Raw genomic sequence first — 21,383 nt, forward strand, 5'->3', positions numbered from 1 at the left:
ACACCTCTAGAACTACTCAAAGAAGACTATCCGGATTGTAATGAAGGTGTTTTAAACTTTCCAGTCGTCAATATTAAGGAATATTTGAACTATTACTTTGATTTATTTAACCCTCAACCGTTAGAAACTGTTTATGATCCAAATGAGTTTTTATTGTTCCACGGTTTTGATGAAGAGGACCTAACAGAGGGATACCATGTTTCGATGCTTCACATAGAGCAACAATTTTTAGTGAGACAACTACGCCCTTTAAACGATAACTTCTTATGTTCAATAAAATAATTGGAATAAACAGCTATCAATTAAACTTTTTAAAAGCAATTAAAACTGTCTCAACCCTTATTCTTAAGATACATGGATCTAACGACATAACTCATATTCTTAATGCTATAAAAAATAACACTTTTGAACAAGAAGACTACTTCTGTAATGAGCAGGGAATTCCAGCGGACCTTTCTGTGGTATGGCAAACACTTCTAACTTTAACTCCAACAGAACAAGACAAAAAAATATTAACAATATATATAAACACGCATTATGACCACACAATGGAAAAAAGTGTAAGCGAGTGGATAATCTTTAGTCTAATGCGGGGACACTGGCCTATTTATAGAAACATAAAAACACTTGTTGATACTGGAAAAATAAAAGAAGCAGAGCAAATACTAACTCTACATAAAAAAGCTGTTGTATTATCTAAAATGATTATAAGAATCAATGGAACAAAAAATTTAAGCAAATTAAATAAAAATGATACAGGCACATTAATTCTTAGTCGTGCGTTTTTAGCCTACAAAATAAACATACCGGACTTAGAAAAATTTATTAATGACGCTACTTCTTTCTTAAAAAGACATCAATAAACAAAAAAGGGCATCTTTCGATGCCCTTTTTCCAATTCAACTATTATCTGCCAAATTATAATAAAAATAACATTTCTGAATAAGTTGGCATTGGCCAATACTCAGAACCAACCATAGCTTCTAATTCATCAACCGTTTTTCTAAGTTCTGCTTGTGCTGTAAATACTTTGTCTCTATATAATGAAGCCTGCTGTTCAGCATTTCCGTGAGCAGCTTGCGCTTTTTCAATAGCTTTTCCTAAAGATTCTGTTTTCTTAAATGTATCTAGAAGTAAAGAATTCAAGGTTTTAACTTGTGTTTCTAGCGCAGAATTTTTCAACCCTACTGATTCTACACTACCTAAAGTAGCAATTTGGTCGACTAAAAATTGACTCACCGCAGGAATAATTTGTCTCTTTACAATATGCACGGAAGTTAGGCCTTCAATGTTGATGGTTTTTGCATATCTTTCTAAATAAACTTCATATCTTGCTTCAAGCTCTCTTCTCGATAAGACATTATACTTTTCAAACACTTTAATATTTTCTGGTTTAATAAAAGCTTTAAGAGCATCCACTGTATTTTTTACATTTGGTAATCCTCTTTTTTCTGCTTCAGCTACCCAGACATCCCCATAACCATCTCCATTGAAAATAATCCTCTTATGTTTTTTGATTAATTTAACTAAAATGTCTTGGATTGCTTTGACCTTATCAGCAGCGGCTTCTACTTCCGTCGCAATATCATCTAAAAATTTCGCAACAATAGTGTTCAAGACACAGTTAGGCACTGCAACTGAGGAGGTCGAACCAACCATTCTAAATTCAAATTTATTTCCAGTAAATGCGAAGGGAGAAGTTCTATTCCTATCTGTATTATCAATAGGAACATTCGGTAATGTTCTGACGTTCATGCTCAACTTACCTTTTAAGCTTGCTGCTTTAAAAACACCGTTTTCGATACCTTCGATTATTTCTGTTAATTCACTTCCAAGATACACGGAAATAATCGCCGGAGGAGCTTCGTTAGCACCTAAACGATGTTCATTTCCGGGATTTGCAGCAGAAGCTCTTAATAAATCAGAATATTCATTAACAGCAGAAAGTGTTGCTACTAAAAACACTAAAAACTGCAAGTTATCATGGGGAGTATCTCCTTCCTCTAACATGTTTTGTCCGTCATTAGATGCTAATGACCAGTTATTATGTTTGCCTGAGCCATTAATACCCACATATGGTTTTTCGTGTAATAAACAAACAAAATCGTGTCTTATTGCAATATTAGTTAACGCTTCCATTACTAGATGGTTATGGTCTGTTGCAATATTTGTAGTTCCATAAACAACCGCTATTTCAAACTGAGAGGGAGCAACTTCATTATGTTTAGTTTTCACATTTACACCCAGTCTCCACAGTGTTCCATCGACTTCATGCATATAAGCTGCAACTCTTTCTTTAATTGACCCAAAATAATGATCCTCAAGCTCTTGTCCTTTTGGAGCAGGTGCACCAAACAATGTTCTGCCAGAAGTAATCAGGTCTAGTCTTTGTTCAAAAAATGATTTATCTATCAAAAAATATTCTTGTTCTGGACCCACAGTTGGGACAACTCTTGTTGCTTTGTCATTTCCAAATATTTTAAGGACCCTTAATGCTTGCTCATTGATAGCTTCCATTGACCTTAATAAGGGAATTTTATTATCAAGAGCTTCTCCTGTATAAGAATAAAAAGCCGTTGGAATACATAAGGTATATGATTCTCCGTCTGCTCTTAAAAAAGCTGGAGAAGTGCAATCCCATGCTGTATATCCTCTTGCTTCGAAAGTTGCCCGAATTCCACCACTTGGAAAAGAAGAAGCATCCGGCTCCCCCTTAATTAACTCTTTCCCGCTAAACTCTAAAACCATTCCTTTACCATCACTAACTGGATTAATAAAAGAATCATGTTTCTCCGCTGTTGTCCCTGTTAATGGTTGAAACCAATGCGTAAAATGCGTTGCCCCTTTTTCCAGAGCCCAATCCTTCATAGCATTGGCGACTAATCCAGCAATGGAAGCATCTAAGGTTTCGCCTTCACTGATTGTTTTTTTTAATTTCTTAAAAACATCTTTTGGTAGCCTTGCTTGCATTACCTCATCATTAAAAACTAATTCTCCAAAACCATATAAAGCATTTTCTTGTTTCATTACGCTTAAACTCCTTAGGTAAAAATTTGTATCTCCAGAGCAAGAACACTTCTCTGTATACCTTATTATAACTCAAGACAAATTATATTACTTTGCGCTTAGGCATGTCAAACTGTTAATTTATTCTCGCATCAAATACGATTATTGTATTAATTTTACTCGTAGTTTTTGAAATTAAAACATAAACATCTTCTAATATTTCCTCAAAACATGCTTTTATAAGGAATATAGCTCTACGAGTCATAAAAATATCAACGGTGAATTGCTAGATTAGGCGACACTGTCGTCACCTGAAAGGAAAACTTGTTTTGACTTAAGTAGCATAAAAAAATATAATGAAACTATGCTAACGATGAATAAACAAAAACCGTTAATTGCTTTTCTCATAAATAAGTTTAGTTACTCTTTATTAAGTATTATAAAACACAGCAGTGACATTCTGCATAAAGACAATAAGTCTGCTAGTAATCTCTTAATCATCATGAAAGATAACTTTGAGTTTAAAAGATTCTACAAAGAACTTCACGAAGACAAAAAGATTTTCAAAATATTCCAACAAACTGACACCTTAATACTCACGCAAAGAGAAATCAAAGAATCTTGTGACATTTTTCCCATAGAATATTTAGAAATGATAGATTCAGAGGAAGCCTTATACGGAAAAAAATTATCTGAAATCATAAAAATAGAAAACAAAAACCTACGCTTACAGATAGAATCAAATATCAGAAGAAATATTATTTTACTCAAAAGTGCCTTTATTTATGATAAAAAACATATTGCTCAAACATTAAATGCCTCCTTAAATAGCTTTATTATTAGCCTAAAAAACCTACTTAGATTTCACAATGTTCCCGTCAAGGAAATGTCAGCAAGAGATGTGTTAATAAAAACAGCAGACATCATAGAGCTAGACATCCAACTATTCTTTCTATTAATGCGAATTATCGACAATCCTCGATTAATCAAGATTGACAAAATTGATATTGAAGAAATTTTTTATTTATATCTTGCCCAAGTAGAAAACATAGTAACCTTCGTAGACAAATTAGACGTAACTACAAAAAAGGATACGATCAAAAAAGCAACCACTGCTAAAAAAAATGTTAAAACGTCTAAGTAACTATAGCCTTACTAAGATAGCCGTTATCTGTGCTATTTCTTTGCTTACCTCCTTATCTTTTTCCTATTCTGCTGAACGAATATTTGACCAAGCAGGGATTCTAGAACCTAAACATACTCTTGTTTTAAATAGAATGATTGGAGAATGGGAAGAAAAAACAAAACACCAAATGGCTATAGTCACAGTCAAATCTCTGAACGGTCAAGAAATAGAAGACTACGCTGTTAAAAAACTTGAAGAGCTGGGAATCGGAAGAAGCGGCGAAAATGATGGACTCATGTTGTTAGTTGCTCCCAATGAGAGAAGATTAAGAATCGAAGTAGGATATGGATTAGAACAATACCTAAATGATGGACTTGTAGGAACAATCAGAGATAATTATATAATTCCACATTTTAAAAATAATGATTTTGCAACTGGCATACTACAAGGCACCTATGCACTCTTAGTGAAACAAGCAGAAATGGAAGGAATTGAACTTCCGCAACTTGGAGCCGGGGAACTTCCAGCATCACCTACAACCAAGGTCGCGACTACCAACGAAAACATGGTTGGTGCCTTTATCTTTATAATAATCATACTTATACTATTAAAGAGTAAAACTGGAAGATCCGTACTAATGTGGAGTTTACTAGCAAGCACAATGGGCGGAGGTAGCCATCGTTCCAATAACTTCGGAAGTTTTGGCGGTGGGTTTGGTGGCTTTGGTGGAGGATTGTCAGGCGGCGGTGGAGCAAGCGGAAGATGGTAAAAGAAAGGGGTAAAAAATGAACAATAAAAAGCTATGGATAACACTAGGAGTAATTGCTTTATTTATAATAGGAAGTATTAGTTGGTATATTGGCACCTACAACAAGCTAATCACCATGGATGAAAGTGTTAATGAAAAATGGGCACAAGTTGAAAACGTTATGCAAAGAAGATATGACCTAATTCCTAATTTAATCAATACTGTTAAAGGCTACGCCAAACATGAGAAGGAAATTTTTGAAAATATTGCTGAATCTAGAGCAAAACTTGCTGGAGCGAGTTCGGCTAAGGACAAAATGCAAGCAGCTCAAGGCATCGAAGGAGCGTTAAGTAGACTTCTTGTTGTGGTAGAAAATTATCCCAACCTAAAGGCTAATGAAAACTTTACTAAACTAATGGACGAGCTAGCTGGCTCAGAAAATAGACTTACGGTAGAAAGACAAAGATACAATCTGTCTATCAAAGGATACAATATCGCTATCAGAAAATTCCCTACTAGCATTGTTGCCAACCAACTAGGCTATGAGAAAAAAGACATGTTTCAAATGGAAGAAAAAGCTAAAGAAGCACCAAAAGTTAACTTTAATTAATACACTGTCATTCCCGCAGTGCCGAAGGCCTAGCATAGCGTCAAGCAGGAATCCATAAATTTATCACGAAACTTCTAAGAAGAAGATCCCCGCCTTCGCGGGGATGACAGGAAAGAAAGAATGACTTGTATAAACAAAGCTAACAACCTAAAAAATTGTAATTGCTCAGCAAGCGGATGCCCAAGAATGGGCATCTGCTGTGAGTGTATAAAATATCACCGAGAGAAAAAACAATTACCTGCTTGTTACTTTGATGATGTTGCAGAGAAAACATGGGATAGAAGTATTGAAAATTTTATCGCACTTTGGCAACAAAAAAATAAATAAAACCCTCTTTCATTTCACCTATATTCTTTGTTACAATGTTTTCAACAATACTAACCGGAGGTAATAATGAAAAAAATATTAATAATAAGCATCCTGGCATCCTTCTCGCTCGTTTTTTCTTTTAACACAGCACAATATGCATCGGCAAAAGTCATGGGTCTTGGTGGAGCGTATACAGCAATAGCCAATGATGAAATGGCGATGTTCTATAACCCTGCTGGACTAGCCTACATTGATTCAGGAATGATCGGACACCTAACCGCAGAAGGGACTTTTTCTTACGAAGACGGATTTACTGCAATTATGGATTCTATTAAAAATAATACTGGTAATTTTACTGCCGGCTCTGCACTTTTAGCGGAACTGGAAGGGAAATCAGCATCTATGTTTTATGGTGGAGGAATCTCCTATTTTACTGGCGGTCTTGCCTTTGGTGCCTATGCCTCAGCAAAAACTTTCATGAAATATGAAAATGAAGCATTAAATGCCAATATAAATAACTCCTCTTTATTATGCGTGGGTTACGCCAGAGAAATTATGGATGATGTGGCGTTAGGCATAACATTAAAAGCAACAAGAGTTGAAGCACTAAAAGGTTCTATCGCATACACCGAGCTTGTAAGTTCAAACTTTGACGGGATGAATTTCGGTTCGGGCGAGTTTGAAAAAAGCTATAATCTTGGAACAAACATAGGTGCAATGTACAAAACAGGTAATTTTTCTTTAGGCACATCTATTGAGGATGCTTTTACTCTTGAAACAACCAAGGAACTAACTAGCTCAAGCATTGTCACTAATAATACCGCTGAAACACCAAAGCCAGTTGTCAGAGTTGGTGTTGGATACAATAACGGCTATACTCTGTTAGCCGCTGATATGGCAAACCTTACTGATGCTAACAACACAACGTACCATGTTGGAATTCAGCAAAAACTATTCGATGTTCCTTTTATTGAATGGTTAGGAGGGATTACTGCTAGAGCTGGTTACTTAACTGGCAAAAAAGATAATTACGATATATCTCTTGTTACTTATGGCTTACAAGCAAGAGTTCTTATAGCCTACCTAAACCTTAATGTTGTAAGCAAAACTATCGCCGATGACCAGACTCAGGAGCTTAACTTCTCAGGACAAATAAGCTTCTAGCCTCTCCCCCCTAAAGCTACTTTAGGGAAATAGTTACTGAACATTAATCCCCCCTCTCCTAAAGGAGAAGGGGGATTTTTTATGCTAACATGGATATAAGAAAAACAGATGGAACGCTCCTATAGGAGAGTTAGTAACATCAAATATATTGTAATCTATTTTAAAATTTACTGAAGAGATTCCTGACTTCAAAAAAAAATCGTGCTAAAATATCTTTCATTATGACAATAGATAAAGATACTGTTGAACATTTAGCAAAATTATCCAGACTCCATTTAAGCGATAACGAACTTTTATCTTTCACCAAAAGTATAAATGAAATATTGGAATACACAAAATCAATACAACAAGTAAATACAGAAGGCGTTCTCCCGGCTATTCACGCTCTTGATTTACAAAACGTTTTCAAAGAAGATGAAGTAATAAATTATAAATATATTGATAAATTATTTGAGAATGCGCCTGATGTTGAGAACCATTCCTTTAAAGTACCAAGGATACTAACAAACTAATGAACGAAATACTTAAACTTTCTGCGACTGAAATTAGTGAAAAATACAAAATTAAAGACTTATCTTGTAGTGAAGTCACAAAAGCTTTCCTCGATAGAATAAATAAAACAAATCCTGAACTAAATTCCTTTGTTTCTGTTTCAGAAAAATCGGCAATGGAGACTGCCAAGATAGTTGACGAAAAAATTGCTAAATCTCAAAAACTTAACCTACTTGAAGGTGTTCCAATCGCGCTTAAAGATAATATGTGTACAAATGGCGTAGCCACAACTTGTTGTTCTAAAATGCTTGTCAACTTTGTACCATCTTACGATGCTACGGTTGTTGAAAAAATCAAAAATAATAATATGCCAATACTTGGGAAAACAAATATGGATGAATTCGCAATGGGGACATCTACTGAAACTTCCTTCTTTGGCTCCACAAAAAATCCTTGGGATATAAATACTGTTCCCGGTGGTTCCTCTGGAGGTTCTGCGGTAGCAATCTCTGCCCTGCAAGCACCTTTAGCCTTAGGCTCAGACACTGGCGGCTCAATCAGACAACCTGCAAGTTTTTGTGGCGTTGTTGGTATGAAACCAACATATGGAGTTGTTTCTAGATACGGACTAGTTGCCTTTGCTTCTTCCTTAGACCAAATAGGGCCTTTCTCCAAAAACATTAAAGATTCTGCAGCGCTATTGTCTGTAATTAGTGGTTATGACGCTAAAGATTCAACCTCTCAACCAAACATCAAAACAAACTATACCGAATTATCTGAACCAAAAGAAATAAAAATTGGTTTACCAAAAGAATTTTTTGCAAACTTAGACAATAAAACAAAAGGACTCTATAAAAACATCACAACAAAATTATCCAATGAGGGAATTATTTTTGAAGAAATTGATATGCCCTCATTACAACAAGGGGTACCAACTTATTGCATTATCGCACCAGCTGAAGCTAGCTCAAACTTAGCTAGATTTGATGGTGTCCGATATGGATACAGAAACAAAGAAGCTAAATCACTTGTTGAAATGATGGAGTTATCCAGAAGTGAAGGCTTTGGAGCAGAGGTTAAAAGAAAAATTCTTCTTGGGACATATGTCTTAAGTAGTGGATGCTATGATATCTACTATAAAAAAGCTCAACAAGTAAGAACTATCATTAAAAATGACTTCCAAAAAGCATTTTCAAAATATGACATTCTCCTCTCACCAACAACAACTACTCCAACTTTTGCTTTTGGCGAGAAAAGTAACCCACTAGAAATGTACATGAACGATATAATGACCATACCAGCTAATTTAGCAGGCATTCCTGCTCTCTCGCTACCCTGCGGAATAATAAACAATTTACCAATGGGATTACACTTGATGGGCAATATCTTGGAAGAACAAAAATTATTTTCTATTGCAAAGAAAATAGAACAAATATTAGGGTTTAATCTACAAAATCCTTATTGGGAGAAATAAATGAATTGGGAAGTAGTTATTGGATTAGAAATACACGCACAAATGGCCACTAAGTCTAAGCTTATGTGCAACTGTGATGCCTCCTTCTCAAGTGAACCAAACACCCATGTTTGTCCAGGATGTACTGGCCAACCTGGCATGCTCCCTGTAGTTAACAAACAAGTTGTAGACAATGCAATTATGTTGGGGCTTGCAACCAAATGTGATATTAGAAAATTAAACGAATTTGCTAGAAAAAGCTACTTTTATCCTGACTTACCTGGAGGATACCAAATATCTCAGTACGACAAACCTATCTGTGAAAACGGTAAGCTAGAAATAGAAGTTAATGGGAATAAAAGAACAATAGGAATTACTAGAATTCATATGGAAGAAGATGCGGGTAAACTTGTACACGCAGGCAGTGATAACATTAAAGATGCCTCATATAGCTTAGTTGATTTAAACCGAGCATCAGTGCCTCTTTGCGAGATTGTTAGTGAACCAGACTTAAGGTCTGCAGAAGAAGCTATTGCGTATGCACAAAAAATTAGACAAATTGTACGATATCTTGGTGTTTGCGATGGAAACATGGAAGAAGGTTCTATGAGATGTGATGCCAATGTTTCTGTTCGGCCAAAAGGACAAATAAAGCTTGGGACCAAAGCAGAAGTTAAAAACCTTAACAGCTTCAAAGCCATAGAAAAAGCAATCAATATTGAAGTGGAAAGACAGATTGATATTCTGGAAGATGGTGGCGAGATTATTCAAGAAACCAGACATTATAATGAAGCAACAAATAGTACAAAATCCATGAGAAGCAAAGAAGATGCCCACGACTATAGATATTTCCCGGATCCTGATTTAGTGCCGCTTCTTATTGATGATGACTGGATATTAAAAGTAAGGAATTTATTGCCAGAATTACCAGAAGAAAAAAAAGAAAGATATATAAACTCTCTCTCTTTATCAGAATATGACGCAAGCATTATAACTACAGAAAAAGAAACAGCAGACTTTTTTGAAGAAACAATAAGCTATGGATCTAAACCAAAAGAAACGGTTAATTGGATAATGAGCGAAGTACTTGGAACTCTTAATCAAAACAATCTTAAATTGTCAGAAACCAAGCTTACGCCCAAACTATTAGCTGAACTACTTATATTAATAGATAAAAATACTATTTCTGGGAAAATAGCAAAAACCATACTACCAGAAATTATAAAAACCGGAAAAAATGCAGAAGAAATTATCAAAGAAAAAGGACTAGCCCAAGTCTCTGACCAAGGAGAACTTAAGAAAATCGTGGAAACAGTAATTAAGGAGAACGCAAAAGTTGTTGAAGATATAAAAAATGGCAATCCAAAAGCACGAGGCTTCTTAATTGGACAAATAATGAAAAAATCTAACGGAAAAGCTAATCCAGGAATAACCAACGAGCTATTAAATTCGCTACTAAATTAAAAACTATTTAGCTAAAAGAAACAATCCTTCTAACAACAAAGTAGGATTTACTATATTTATTTGATTTATATGCTCAGCAAAAACCAAAGAATCTCCTCCGGTTAAAACTACAACCAAGTCTTTAATGCTACTCTTATATTTTATGATTAAAGCTTCAATGGATAACAGATAGAGGTTTCTTACCCCGGCACTCATTGCATCTTTTGTGCCTACATTAAAAATATTTATCTCCACATTATCAAATTCAGCTGGCAATAAAGCAGTATTTTGAGAAAGCACCTTTTTCGCTGTCCCATATCCTGGCATGATAAGCCCGCCCTTAAACTTACCGTTATTACAACAAGTGAAAGTAAGCGCTGTCCCCAGATCAATAACCAAAACATCTTTTGTCTTATACAGAGACATTGCTGTCACACAATTTAGTGCTCTATCGATTCCTATATTTAATGGAAAGCTGGTGTTATCTAAAGATTGCAATGTCACAACTTCCGCTAGTGGATATTTTTTTAATATTATTTCTGTTACTTTAGGCACTACGGAAGAGAGGATAATCTTATCAGCAGAGGATATCCTCAGTCTACTAGAAACATACTTTGTCTTCTTGCTTTCTTTCTTCTGAATTTCTCCATTTAGAAAATAAGCTATTGCTATATTTGTATTGCCAACATCCACAGTTACTAAATCAAACACTAAAAATATCTCCTAAGCCACTCAGCAAAAAATACATCGGTTATCTTAAGTCCCGCATCATCCTTATGAAGAAATTGCTTTTTGATAAGCCCCTTGATGGATGTTTGCACAGAAGGAACAGAAATGAGTCCATTATTATAAATAAACTGACTTTTAAAAACATGTTGCCCAGTGTGTTTAGCTATAGCAATAATAAGTTTTTTTTGATGTACTGATAAGGAATCAAAGTAAAGTTGAAAAACTTGTTCTTTCTGTTCAAGAATAAGGCTTACATTTTTTTTAATTTCCTTGATTGTTAAAGCCTTCTTGCCATAAAAATTGATACACTCACTTATTGCTTTGAGGTCACCTACAAGTAATGAGACCAGACTCTGGGCTGCACCCTCCTCTATGGATTGCTCCTTAAATTGCAACTGAATATTTTTTTTTAATTGTGTTTCCGTTGGTCTTTCAATCGTTTTTACTAAATCAATAGCCAACTTCTTTTGTTCTTTTTTATTAACAGCTAAAAATAACTCTTGATCTGCTGTACTCAAAACATAAACAACTCCTTTGCCAATGTTCTTTGCAATAAAACCAGATAAATTTAAATTTTCAATACTCATTAAATTCTCGTAGTTATCTAAAACAACTACTACCTGTTCTTCCCGAGATTGACTAATCCTATAGGGAGCCTGTAGTACATCTGAAGCAAACTTAGAAATGTCATCATCTGTTAAACTATAAGACATTGTAAGCTCTGCGCCCTTTGTGCCACTAGAACTAATGGATGGCTTAATATTAGGAAGCGTCTGATATGCGTCTTTAACCGCTCCGGCAACCTTCTCAGACAGAACCCTTAATCCTTCTTTGGAGTATTCTGTCAGAAAACTTCTTGCGTCAAAGCATTTCTTACAATCAATGAAAAAATAATTAATTTTTTCTTTAACCAACACTGCGGATAACTGCTTCAAAAAAGTAGTTTTTCCACTATACAAAGAGCCGTAAATCAAGGCATTCTTGCCATTTGAGATAACTTTAACTATTTCTAATATTTCTTTATTTTTATTTATCATTTTATATATAATTACATAAACCTTTATAGGATTATCCTATCATACATAAAATAGTTCAATGGTTCAATCATTCAAGGGGTTATTGATGGACAGCCAAGCCACAAGGCTACTTTTTCTTAAGCCTATCTGCTAGCCTTCCTAGTTTTACGCTTTCTAATTTCTTGGCTGGTTTACTAAAGCCAGTTACCATTTTAGAAATAGTGCTCTCATCTAATTCCGCTTTAAGCTCATCTCTCCACTCAGTTGTACTATCAAACAACTTTAGCTCTTTGCTCACATCTAGAAATTCTTGCTTAATAGTCCCACCTTGACTAAAGTAAAACTCCATAACCTCTACGCTTCTTATAAATTCAAGACTATCCTCTTTTTGCTGGCTAAACTTTATAAGTCTAGAGAACTGATTATGTTTGTTCGGGCCTTCCATATTTTTGATCATTCTCAACATAACAGCTAAACACAATTCCTCTCTGCTATCATCATTAATCTGAACAAAGGTATTCCCGTCCATATATTTTGTGTACAAATCAAACAAATGAAAGTCCGGATCAATAAAATATTCCTGATACTGATCAACAAAAAAAGAAACTAACTCTCTTTGGTAGTTAGAAAATTTACTTGTAGTTAAAAATAATTCAGCTGTCTCTTGCGTGTCTTTCTCTCCTCCTGAGGAAAACCTCTCCATTAACTTCCAAAAATTTGAAAGGCTATTGATCTCAGCTCTTTCTTTAAGCAACCCTATACTATTCTTATTAAAGGAAATAACACCATAATCCCAAGCGTCTTCCGACACCTCTTTTTTAAACAAACGCTCAAAATTCTCTCTATCAATTCTGCCTTTTGAAATCATTAACTGTAAACCTTCATTAGTAAACATAGTTTCTTGCGTGATTTTTGTCAGCTTACTTAAAACTGCTAAAGATTCTTTGCTTACTGGCTCACCCTCGAAAGCGTCTTCCTTAGTAAAAACAACACCTAGCTCTTCCTCAATAAAAGACTCATCAACCCTGCCATCAGCTACCAATAAGCTTAAAAGCATCTTTAATGCATTTATGTCTTTACCAGAAAGATCCCTCAACAATAAAGAGAATTGAACTTGTGCTTCTGTTGACTGTAAGCCTTCAAATTGAGACATTAACTGGTCTATAGCTTCTTGCCCTAAAGAATCCGTATTAAAAAGAGCAATTAATTTATCAGAGTTAAGGCTTCCCTTGCTCTTCATTTCAACCACTGACTTAAGGGTTCCTACAAGGTTTTCTCGCTTCTCTTTAATCTCTTGTGCTTCTGTCTTAAGCGCACCTTTTAAAACTTCCATTGAACGAACACTAAGCTTGAGCTGACTAATTTTGTCACCCATAACATTAAAAAGTTTTGTTAATTGTTCGTTATTTAACTCTTCCAGATTAGACCCAGAAAGCAAAATTGCTTCACCATCAGTTATTTCAGTTTTATTACCAGTAATAATCTCATCTAAAAGAAAATTTGCACTATTACTCTGTCTAATAAGAGTCTCTATTTTACCTTTTAATTGATCGTTTTTAATCTCACCAACTATTTGCTTTAATTGTAATGTTTTTTCTTGGTTATTTAACTTCTTTAATTGACCAAGACTTTCTTTTAATACCTGAATGTCTTTAATTGTACCTTTAACATCAAGTAATTTTGCAGCAACTTCTTTGGTAGACTGCTCGTTTATCTCCCGCTCAAATACTTCCTTAAATTTAAGGTCTGTTTCTGCTTTATCCAGCTTACTTAGAATATCTTTAATTAAAGCTTCTTTGATTATTCCTTTTTCAGCCAGAACCTCTGGCTTTGTAAGCTGACTATCCTTGCTGATTGTTTCTTTATTCTTGGTTTCTGTATCCTTTATTTGCTTAGAAATGCTTTCTTTCTCTTGCTTTAAATTATCTATTTTTTCTTTTATCTGCGTTGCTTTATTTTCATCTGGCTCACTCCCTATTTCAGAAGTTAGTTGCCTCTCCAGACTATCCAGGTTCTTTAGCTTTGTTTGTAATGAATCGATCTCCTCTTGAGGGGATGTTTGAATAACCGAAGCTTGTTTTTCACTCTTAACTTCCTTGTTGTCCCTGGAAAGTAGTTCTGCCTGCTTGGTTAAAGCTTCTTTTTCTTGTTTAAGATTATCTATTTTCTCTTTTATCTGCGTTGCCTTGTTTTCATCTGGCGCCTTCTCAAGTTTTGCCGTTAAGCTCTTCTCGAGATTATTAAGCTCTTTCATCCTTGTTTCTACTTGTTTTAATTCCTCTTTTGAAGCAGTTAGTGTATCTTGTTTACCTTTTATTTGTTCTTCATTAGCTTGTTTTTCAATCTTTTGCGTCTGCAGGCCCTTGAGGCTTCCCTTTAACTCTTTAACCTGCCCTTCTAACTCTGTTTTTCTTGCTTCTAACTCTGCTTTTTTATCCTTATCTAAAGTCTTTTTTATCTGCCCATTTAACTGCTGCAAGCTTTGCTCAAGTTGCTCCATTTTTCCTTGAAGCGTTCCCATCTGCTTTTCTAAAACCTTTTGAGATTCTTGATCTTTACCGTTTAATTTATTTAAGGTTTCATCTTGTTTTCCTCTTAATTTATCTAAAATCCTTTGAATTTCTTCTTGTCTTGCCTCCAACTTATCTAGCTTACTATCTGCCCTAACATCTACTTGCTTTGATTGAGCATCTTTTATTTGCTGTTTAGGTGCAAACCTTTGTTTGTTGAATAAGCTCAATAGCTTTTGTAAATCTTTGGTGCTAACCTGCTCTTTTGGTATACCTAATTCTTTTGCTAATTGGTCTACTTTTTCCTGAGTACCAGATTTCTCGGTAGCAACCTTTTTAATCGCTTGCATAAACTTCTGAACATCACTGGCAGTAAGTTGTTCCAGAGGTATTTTTAATGCTTTGGCAATGCTTTCTATTAATTGCATTTCTTTGGAAAACTGTTGCTCAACCCCTTTATTTTTTAACTGCTGGCTGTTATGTTCTTGCTTCAGTTGCGCAAGCTGTTCCTGTTTAATAATTTCCTGAACAAGTGCTTTTTGTGATTCATCTAAAGTACTAACAACTTGATTAAGAAGTTCACTAGTAAGGTCTTGCACCTTTACATTTAACTGTTTGGAGATTTGCTCTAAAGCTTTAAACTGATTCTCATATTTACTTTTAGCAACCTCCGAGCTCTTTGTGTCTGCCGCCTTTTGGGTCTGTAGTGCCTCCTGTAGCTTTTTTTCCTGGTTCTTCTGCTCAACCTTCTTATCAATCAGCCGCTGGAGCTGCGCTTCTTCCTCCATCTTCTTTGCAGAATTAGAATATCCTTGTATTTGTTGCATGTCATTAAAGCTAACCATCTTTATCTCCTATTTAGGTTATACCCACTTCTCCAACTAATAAACGTATTATTCTGAGTGTTTTATGTATGGTTTAAGCTTGTTACTTTTACTTTAAAAAATATGGTCTGGAACTACGTTCTGCATTGATGTCAAAATGGTTTGTTTAACGCCTTCTGTATCTTCTTCTAGTTCTGTCAAAAATTTCTTAACATACTGTCGTCTTGTATCTGTGTTGACTATGTCCGAACAATTACATTTGATTAAAGGAAAATCTTTCTCTTGAGCAAACTTAGAAATATCTTCTTCTTTACATAACAACAGTGGTCTAATTAATTCTAAACCTGTAACATTTGTTGCTTGAAGCTTTGCTGGCATACCAATAGTTCTTCCCTGATAAAAAATATTCATAACATAGGTCTCTATTGCATCATCCAAGTGATGTCCCAAGGCTACCTTATTACAGCCAAACTTCTGTGCAGCCTCATACAAATATGCTCTACGCAATCTAGCACAAAAGGAACAATAGCTTGAGCCTTCACGTTTCTTGTCCTGAATAACCTCTATAATTGAGTTAGCATAAATATGGTAAGGTAACCCCAAACTAGCGACTGTGTCCTGTAAAAGGTCTTTTTGTTCTTGGCTAAAATGTACATCCAAGGTACATACTTGTATTTCAAAATCAATTGGAGCTTTCTTACGAAACTCTTTTAAAAAACAACACAAGGTCCAGCTATCTTTACCTCCAGACAAACCAACTAAAATTTTATCCCCATTTACGATAAGTTGTTTATCATAAATAAGTTTACCAATAAGCCTATTAAGTTTAATGCTAACTTCCATCTTGAAATTTTAACTCAATATTGAGAAATAACTAACTACTTAGCTATATCTAAATAGTGTTCTTGTAGGCTTTTCACCTGATTTTCGTGATACTTCGCACTACGCACACCTTCAACGGCAGCCTTTGCTCCGGCTATGGTTGTAACAGTAAAAATCTTGTATTTTAAAGCTGTATGTCTAATATATTTATCATCAGAAACTGCATGCTTGCCCACTGGTGTATTAATAATTAAGTCGATTTCCTTGTTCATCATTAAATCTATAATATTAGGTCTTCCTTCATGAACCTTAAGTATATCCTTCACGTCAAAACCTTTATTGCGAAGATATTGCGCTGTTCCTTTGGTCGATACTATTTTGAAACCTTGATTAATAAGCCCTTCAACAACGCCAGATACCCCAGCCTTATCCTTATCATTAACAGAAACAAAAGCAGTTCCTTTGAGCGGAAATTTCTCACCCGCACTTATCTGTGCCTTGGCAAATGCATTACCAAAATACTGAGAAATACCCATAACTTCACCAGTAGATTTCATCTCTGGACCCAGAATAGTATCTTGCCCTGTAAACTTTGCAAAAGGAAGGACAGCTTCCTTAACAGCAATATAAGGAATAACGACTTCTTTCAGCCCTAAACTCTTGATTGTCTCCCCTAGCATTACTCTAGTAGCCATTTTCGCCCATTGCACACTATTTGCTTTAGAAACAAAAGGAACTGTACGAGAGGCTCGAGGATTAACTTCCAAAATATAAACATCCTCATCTTTAACTGCAAACTGAATATTCATAAGACCAATAACCTGCAACTCCAAAGCCAATGCCTTGGTCTGCTTCTTAATATCTTTTATTACTTTCTTACTTAAATGCTGAGGAGGAAGTATGCACGCACTATCTCCAGAATGAATACCAGCTTCTTCAATATGCTCCATTATCCCAGCAATAACACAATCTGTCCCATCAGCCACAGCATCGACATCTACCTCTATGGCGTTCTCTAAAAAAGAATCAATCAGAACAGGTTTATCCTCCGACGCAACAACTGCATAAGTCATATATCTTTTTAAATCTTCCTCATCGTAAACTATCTCCATAGCTCTTCCACCTAATACATAGGAAGGTCGAACAACTACCGGATAACCAATTCTATCTGCATTAATTATTGCTTCCTCTATATTTCTTGCGATACCATTATTAGGTTGTTTTAAACCTAGTTTATTAACAAGTCCGCCAAACAATTCCCTATCTTCTGCTAAATCAATAGACCTAGGAGATGTACCAATTATAGGCGCACCTGCTTCTAACAACCTATTCGCTAGCTTCAGCGGTGTTTGACCACCAAACTGAACAATCACGCCTGTTGGTTTTTCCTTTTCAATAATTGCCATGACGTCTTCAAAAGTAAGTGGCTCAAAATATAGTCTATCTGATATGTCATAATCTGTACTTACTGTCTCTGGGTTACTATTAACCATGATAGATTCTTTACCCATTTCTCTAATAGCAAGAGAGGCATGAACACAACAATAATCAAACTCTATCCCTTGCCCAATCCTGTTTGGACCGCCACCTAAAACCATAATTTTCTCTCCATCAGAAGGTGCAACCTCGTCTTCTTCATCATAAGACGAATAGTAGTACTTTATTTTTGCTTCACATTCAGCAGCACAAGTATCAACCATTTTATAAACAGGAACCACACCCATTTCTTTACGAACTTGTCTTACTTCAGCTTCCTTTACTCCCATAATTTGAGCTAAATGATTATCCGAAAACCCGTATTGCTTTGCTTTATACAATAATTCAAAAGAGACGTCTTCTGTTTTTGTTATTTCCTGTTCTAAATCATAAATCTCTTTTAATTGAGCTAAAAACCAAGGGTCTACTTTGGTTATTTCATATATTGTCTCAATACTATAATCTTGTCTAAACGCTTCTTTAATATAGTAAACTCTATCAACATTGGGAACTCTTAGTTTCTCAACCAACAATGACTTATCGATGATAGCTTTATTATCAAATCCATAATGCCCTATTTCCATTGAACGAAGTGCCTTATTCATACTTTCTTTGAAAGTTCTACCAATTGACATAGCTTCGCCAACTGATTTCATTGTTGTATTAAGCGTTGCATCCGCATTGGGGAATTTCTCAAAAGTGAATCTTGGTATCTTTGTTACAACATAATCAATTGCAGGCTCATAACAAGCTAAGGTTTCTTGCGTGATATCATTTGTTATTTCATCCAAAGTATATCCAACTGCTAATTTTGCAGCGATTTTTGCTATTGCAAACCCTGTAGCTTTTGAAGCCAAAGCAGAACTACGAGATACCCGAGGGTTCATCTCGATTACCATAATTTCACCATTAATTGGATTCATGGCAAACTGAATGTTGCTGCCACCACATTCAACGCCAATTTCACGCATAATCGCCAAAGAGTAATCCCTAAGCTTCTGGTATTCTTTGTCTGTTAATGTTTGAGCTGGAGCGACGGTAATACTGTCTCCAGTGTGAACCCCCATTGCGTCAAAGTTCTCAATCGAACAAATAATAACCAAATTATCTTTAATGTCTCTCATTACTTCAAATTCATATTCTTTCCAGCCAAGCACCGACTGCTCAACAAGCACCTGATGGATAGGACTTTCTTGAATACCTTTTGCAGCCAACTCTATAAGCTCCTCACGATTATAAGCGATACCTCCACCTGTACCACCTAGAGTAAACGCTGGTCTTAAAATAAGCGGATAGCCTATACTTTCAGATATTCTCAACGCATCTTCCACGGTATAAGCAAAGTCTGAAGCAGGAGTTGCGACACCTATTTTGGTCATCGCTTCCTTGAAAAGAAATCTATCTTCAGCTTTATTAATGGCTTCATATTTAGCGCCTATTAGCTCTACACCATACTTCTCAAGTGTTCCATCTTCGTACAAAGCTTTCGCCGTATTTAAAGATGTTTGCCCACCCATGGTTGGCAATAAAGCATCTGGTCTTTCTTTTTCAATGATTTTAGCCACAGTTGTTGGAGTAATCGGTTCAATAAAGGTTCTGTCTGCAATCTCTGGGTCAGTCATAATAGAGGCTGGGTTACTGTTAATTAAGATAACTTCATAACCTTCTTTTTTTAGTGCTTTTACTGCTTGTGTTCCAGAATAATCAAATTCACAAGCTTGACCAATAACAATTGGGCCTGAACCTATAATTAATATTTTGTGAATGTCTGTTCTTTTTGGCATACTAAAAATACAGTATAGCTTACTTTCAAAGTATTGAAAAACGAAAAAAATTAATTAAGTGTAACATTTGTCTTGATTGAAAAAAATCATTAAAGTTGTACACTAAGCAGTGTTATGGAACATATTTTTAAACCTAAAATAATTAGTCTTTTAAAAGAAGGAATCAGCAAAAAACAAATCATTAACGATATTTTGGCGGGCATAGTAGTAGGGGTAGTTTCTCTGCCTTTGGCAATCGCCTTTGCAGTCGCATCAGGCGTTTCCCCTGAAAAGGGATTAATAACAGCAATCATCGCAGGATTTATTATTTCACTTCTTGGTGGCAGCAGGGTTCAAATAGGCGGGCCAACTGGCGCGTTTATTATCATTATTTTTGGAATAGTTGAAAAATATGGACTAAATGGTCTAATGATTTCAACAATTCTGGCAGGAATAATGCTGGTTATCTTTGGACTGTTCAAGCTTGGCGTTCTTTTGAAATACTTTCCACACCCATTAATTGTTGGGTTCACTAGTGGAATCGCAATTGTAATCTTTTCTACTCAAATAAATGATGCTTTTGGTTTGGGCATCAAACATGTGCCATCAGGGTTTATTGATAAATGGATTGTCTACTTTTGGAATATTCCTAACATCAACACTTGTGCTATCTGCCTAACCTTAATCACTATCTTTATTACTATCTTTTCAAAAAAAATAACAAACAAAATACCCGGAGCATTTATTGCCATTGTTTTTGCAACCTTAGCTGTCAAGTTTTTTAACTTACCCGTAAACACAATTGAAACTTTATTTGGAAGCATTCCAACTAAAATTAATTTCATGCTACCAGTAATCGACCTGAGTAACATAGGCGTCTACTTTGCCCCTGCTTTAACTATTGCCTTACTTGGAGGCATTGAGTCTTTGCTTTCTGCAGTTGTTGCTGACGGTATGATTAGCAGCAAACACCGCTCTAACACAGAACTTATTGCTCAAGGTATAGCCAATATTGTTACTCCTTTTTTTGGTGGAATTGCTGCTACTGGTGCTCTAGCGAGAACTGCCACAAATATTAAAAACGGAGGCAGAACGCCAATAGCAGGAATAGTTCACTCGCTGACTTTACTTCTTATAATGTTATTCCTTGGACAGTACGCAAAGCTCATCCCAATGGCTAGCCTCGCTGGGGTACTAGTCGTTGTTGCCTATAATATGAGCGAATGGCGTTCCTTTCTTTCTATTTTAAAAGGACATCGATTTGACTCCATAATACTTTTAACAACTTTTTTATTAACCGTTTTTATTGATTTAACCACAGCTATACAAGTGGGCGTTTTACTTTCTTCTTTATTGTTCATGAAGAGAATGGCGGACATTGGTGATCATGATTTAACTAATTCTATAGACAGCGACCTCATAGAAGACTACTCATTAATACCAAAAGGAATCTCTATTTATGAAATAAGCGGACCTTTCTTCTTTGCTTCAGCTAGAAAATATTCAGAAATAATAAAGGATATTGGGTTGAAAAGTAAGATCCTCATTATCCGCATGAGACATGTCACTTTTATTGATATAACTGGAATTCATAATCTGAAAGACAGCATCAGAATACTAAAAAAATCTGGAGTAGAAATAATTTTATCTGGTGTCAACCCTACCATACTGAAAGACTTTCAAAAACAACAGCTTACAGCTCTTGTCTCAGCTTCAAACATTTTTGATTCTTTTGAAAAAGCTTTAGCTCAGGCAAATAGCCTATTATCTAAAAAACAATAACTAAATTTTAGACACTAACCCCTTGCTAAAAACTCTTGTATCCTAGCAAAAATATCGTCTCGAGCGATCCTAAAATAAGCCAACAATTCCTCATCTGTCCCTTGATTTTT

Annotated in this window: 17 protein-coding genes; 11 read left to right on the forward strand and 6 right to left on the reverse strand. The window is 35.4% G+C overall.

What is annotated here, in order from left to right; all coding sequences use genetic code 11:
* Both PHF25_04450 and PHF25_04455 read left to right on the forward strand, forming a co-directional pair.
* The coding region (locus PHF25_04450) for a hypothetical protein (GenBank protein ID MDD4527274.1) at window positions 1-282 on the forward strand (282 nt) is incomplete at its 5' end.
* A complete protein-coding gene (locus PHF25_04455) occupies window positions 267-863 on the forward strand; it encodes a hypothetical protein (protein MDD4527275.1) in 597 nt (198 codons plus the stop codon). The genes PHF25_04450 and PHF25_04455, both read left to right, overlap by 16 nt.
* A gap of 55 nt (window positions 864-918) precedes the next feature.
* On the opposite strand, the gene PHF25_04460 is transcribed toward PHF25_04455, so the two are convergent.
* Window positions 919-3,027, reverse strand: coding sequence for a glutamine synthetase III (locus PHF25_04460; GenBank protein MDD4527276.1), 2,109 nt, complete (start codon window positions 3,025-3,027; stop codon window positions 919-921).
* 343 nt (window positions 3,028-3,370) lie between these two features.
* Here PHF25_04460 and PHF25_04465 point away from each other — a divergent pair, with 343 nt between their 5' ends.
* The 8 genes from PHF25_04465 (at window position 3,371) to gatB (ending at window position 10,372) form a co-directional block, all read left to right on the forward strand.
* Window positions 3,371-4,150, forward strand: a complete 780-nt coding sequence (locus PHF25_04465; GenBank protein MDD4527277.1) for a hypothetical protein — start codon at window positions 3,371-3,373, stop codon at window positions 4,148-4,150.
* Entirely contained in the window at window positions 4,131-4,901 is a 771-nt protein-coding gene (locus PHF25_04470; GenBank protein MDD4527278.1) for a TPM domain-containing protein, read from the forward strand. Before PHF25_04465 ends, PHF25_04470 begins: the two co-directional genes overlap by 20 nt.
* A 16-nt stretch (window positions 4,902-4,917) precedes the next feature.
* Window positions 4,918-5,490 carry a LemA family protein gene (locus PHF25_04475; protein ID MDD4527279.1) on the forward strand — a complete coding sequence of 191 codons (573 nt, stop codon included), beginning with the start codon at window positions 4,918-4,920 and terminating at the stop codon, window positions 5,488-5,490.
* 120 nt (window positions 5,491-5,610) lie between these two features.
* Window positions 5,611-5,817 (forward strand): DUF6485 family protein, encoded by a 207-nt coding sequence (locus PHF25_04480; GenBank protein MDD4527280.1) that lies wholly within the window; start codon window positions 5,611-5,613, stop codon window positions 5,815-5,817.
* 66 nt (window positions 5,818-5,883) lie between these two features.
* The gene (gene traF / locus PHF25_04485; protein ID MDD4527281.1) at window positions 5,884-6,963 is read left to right on the forward strand and encodes a conjugal transfer protein TraF; all 1,080 of its coding nucleotides are present in this window, start codon (window positions 5,884-5,886) and stop codon (window positions 6,961-6,963) included.
* A gap of 221 nt (window positions 6,964-7,184) precedes the next feature.
* Complete coding sequence (gene gatC / locus PHF25_04490) at window positions 7,185-7,475, forward strand: Asp-tRNA(Asn)/Glu-tRNA(Gln) amidotransferase subunit GatC (protein MDD4527282.1); 291 nt, start codon at window positions 7,185-7,187, stop codon at window positions 7,473-7,475.
* Entirely contained in the window at window positions 7,475-8,929 is a 1,455-nt protein-coding gene (gene gatA, locus PHF25_04495) for an Asp-tRNA(Asn)/Glu-tRNA(Gln) amidotransferase subunit GatA (protein MDD4527283.1), read from the forward strand. Before gatC ends, gatA begins: the two co-directional genes overlap by 1 nt.
* Window positions 8,930-10,372, forward strand: a complete 1,443-nt coding sequence (gatB, locus tag PHF25_04500; GenBank protein MDD4527284.1) for an Asp-tRNA(Asn)/Glu-tRNA(Gln) amidotransferase subunit GatB — start codon at window positions 8,930-8,932, stop codon at window positions 10,370-10,372.
* 3 nt (window positions 10,373-10,375) lie between these two features.
* Here the strand turns inward: gatB and PHF25_04505 are convergent, their stop codons facing one another.
* The 5 genes from PHF25_04505 to carB form a co-directional block, all read right to left on the reverse strand.
* A complete protein-coding gene (locus tag PHF25_04505) occupies window positions 10,376-11,062 on the reverse strand; it encodes a type III pantothenate kinase (GenBank protein ID MDD4527285.1) in 687 nt (228 codons plus the stop codon).
* Window positions 11,062-12,117 (reverse strand): hypothetical protein, encoded by a 1,056-nt coding sequence (locus tag PHF25_04510; protein ID MDD4527286.1) that lies wholly within the window; start codon window positions 12,115-12,117, stop codon window positions 11,062-11,064. Before PHF25_04510 ends, PHF25_04505 begins: the two co-directional genes overlap by 1 nt.
* A 106-nt stretch (window positions 12,118-12,223) precedes the next feature.
* Window positions 12,224-15,451 (reverse strand): hypothetical protein, encoded by a 3,228-nt coding sequence (locus PHF25_04515; protein ID MDD4527287.1) that lies wholly within the window; start codon window positions 15,449-15,451, stop codon window positions 12,224-12,226.
* Between the two features lie 93 nt (window positions 15,452-15,544).
* A complete protein-coding gene (locus PHF25_04520; protein MDD4527288.1) occupies window positions 15,545-16,273 on the reverse strand; it encodes an ATP-binding protein in 729 nt (242 codons plus the stop codon).
* Between the two features lie 35 nt (window positions 16,274-16,308).
* Complete coding sequence (carB, locus tag PHF25_04525; protein ID MDD4527289.1) at window positions 16,309-19,512, reverse strand: carbamoyl-phosphate synthase large subunit; 3,204 nt, start codon at window positions 19,510-19,512, stop codon at window positions 16,309-16,311.
* A gap of 114 nt (window positions 19,513-19,626) precedes the next feature.
* Between carB and PHF25_04530 the strand changes: the two genes are divergently transcribed.
* Window positions 19,627-21,273: a SulP family inorganic anion transporter gene (locus PHF25_04530; protein MDD4527290.1), complete on the forward strand. Its 1,647-nt coding sequence runs from the start codon at window positions 19,627-19,629 to the stop codon at window positions 21,271-21,273.
* Window positions 21,274-21,383: the final 110 nt, after the last annotated feature.

The organism is Candidatus Margulisiibacteriota bacterium, assembly GCA_028706105.1.
GTDB lineage: Bacteria > Margulisbacteria > Riflemargulisbacteria > GWF2-35-9 > DYQY01 > DYQY01.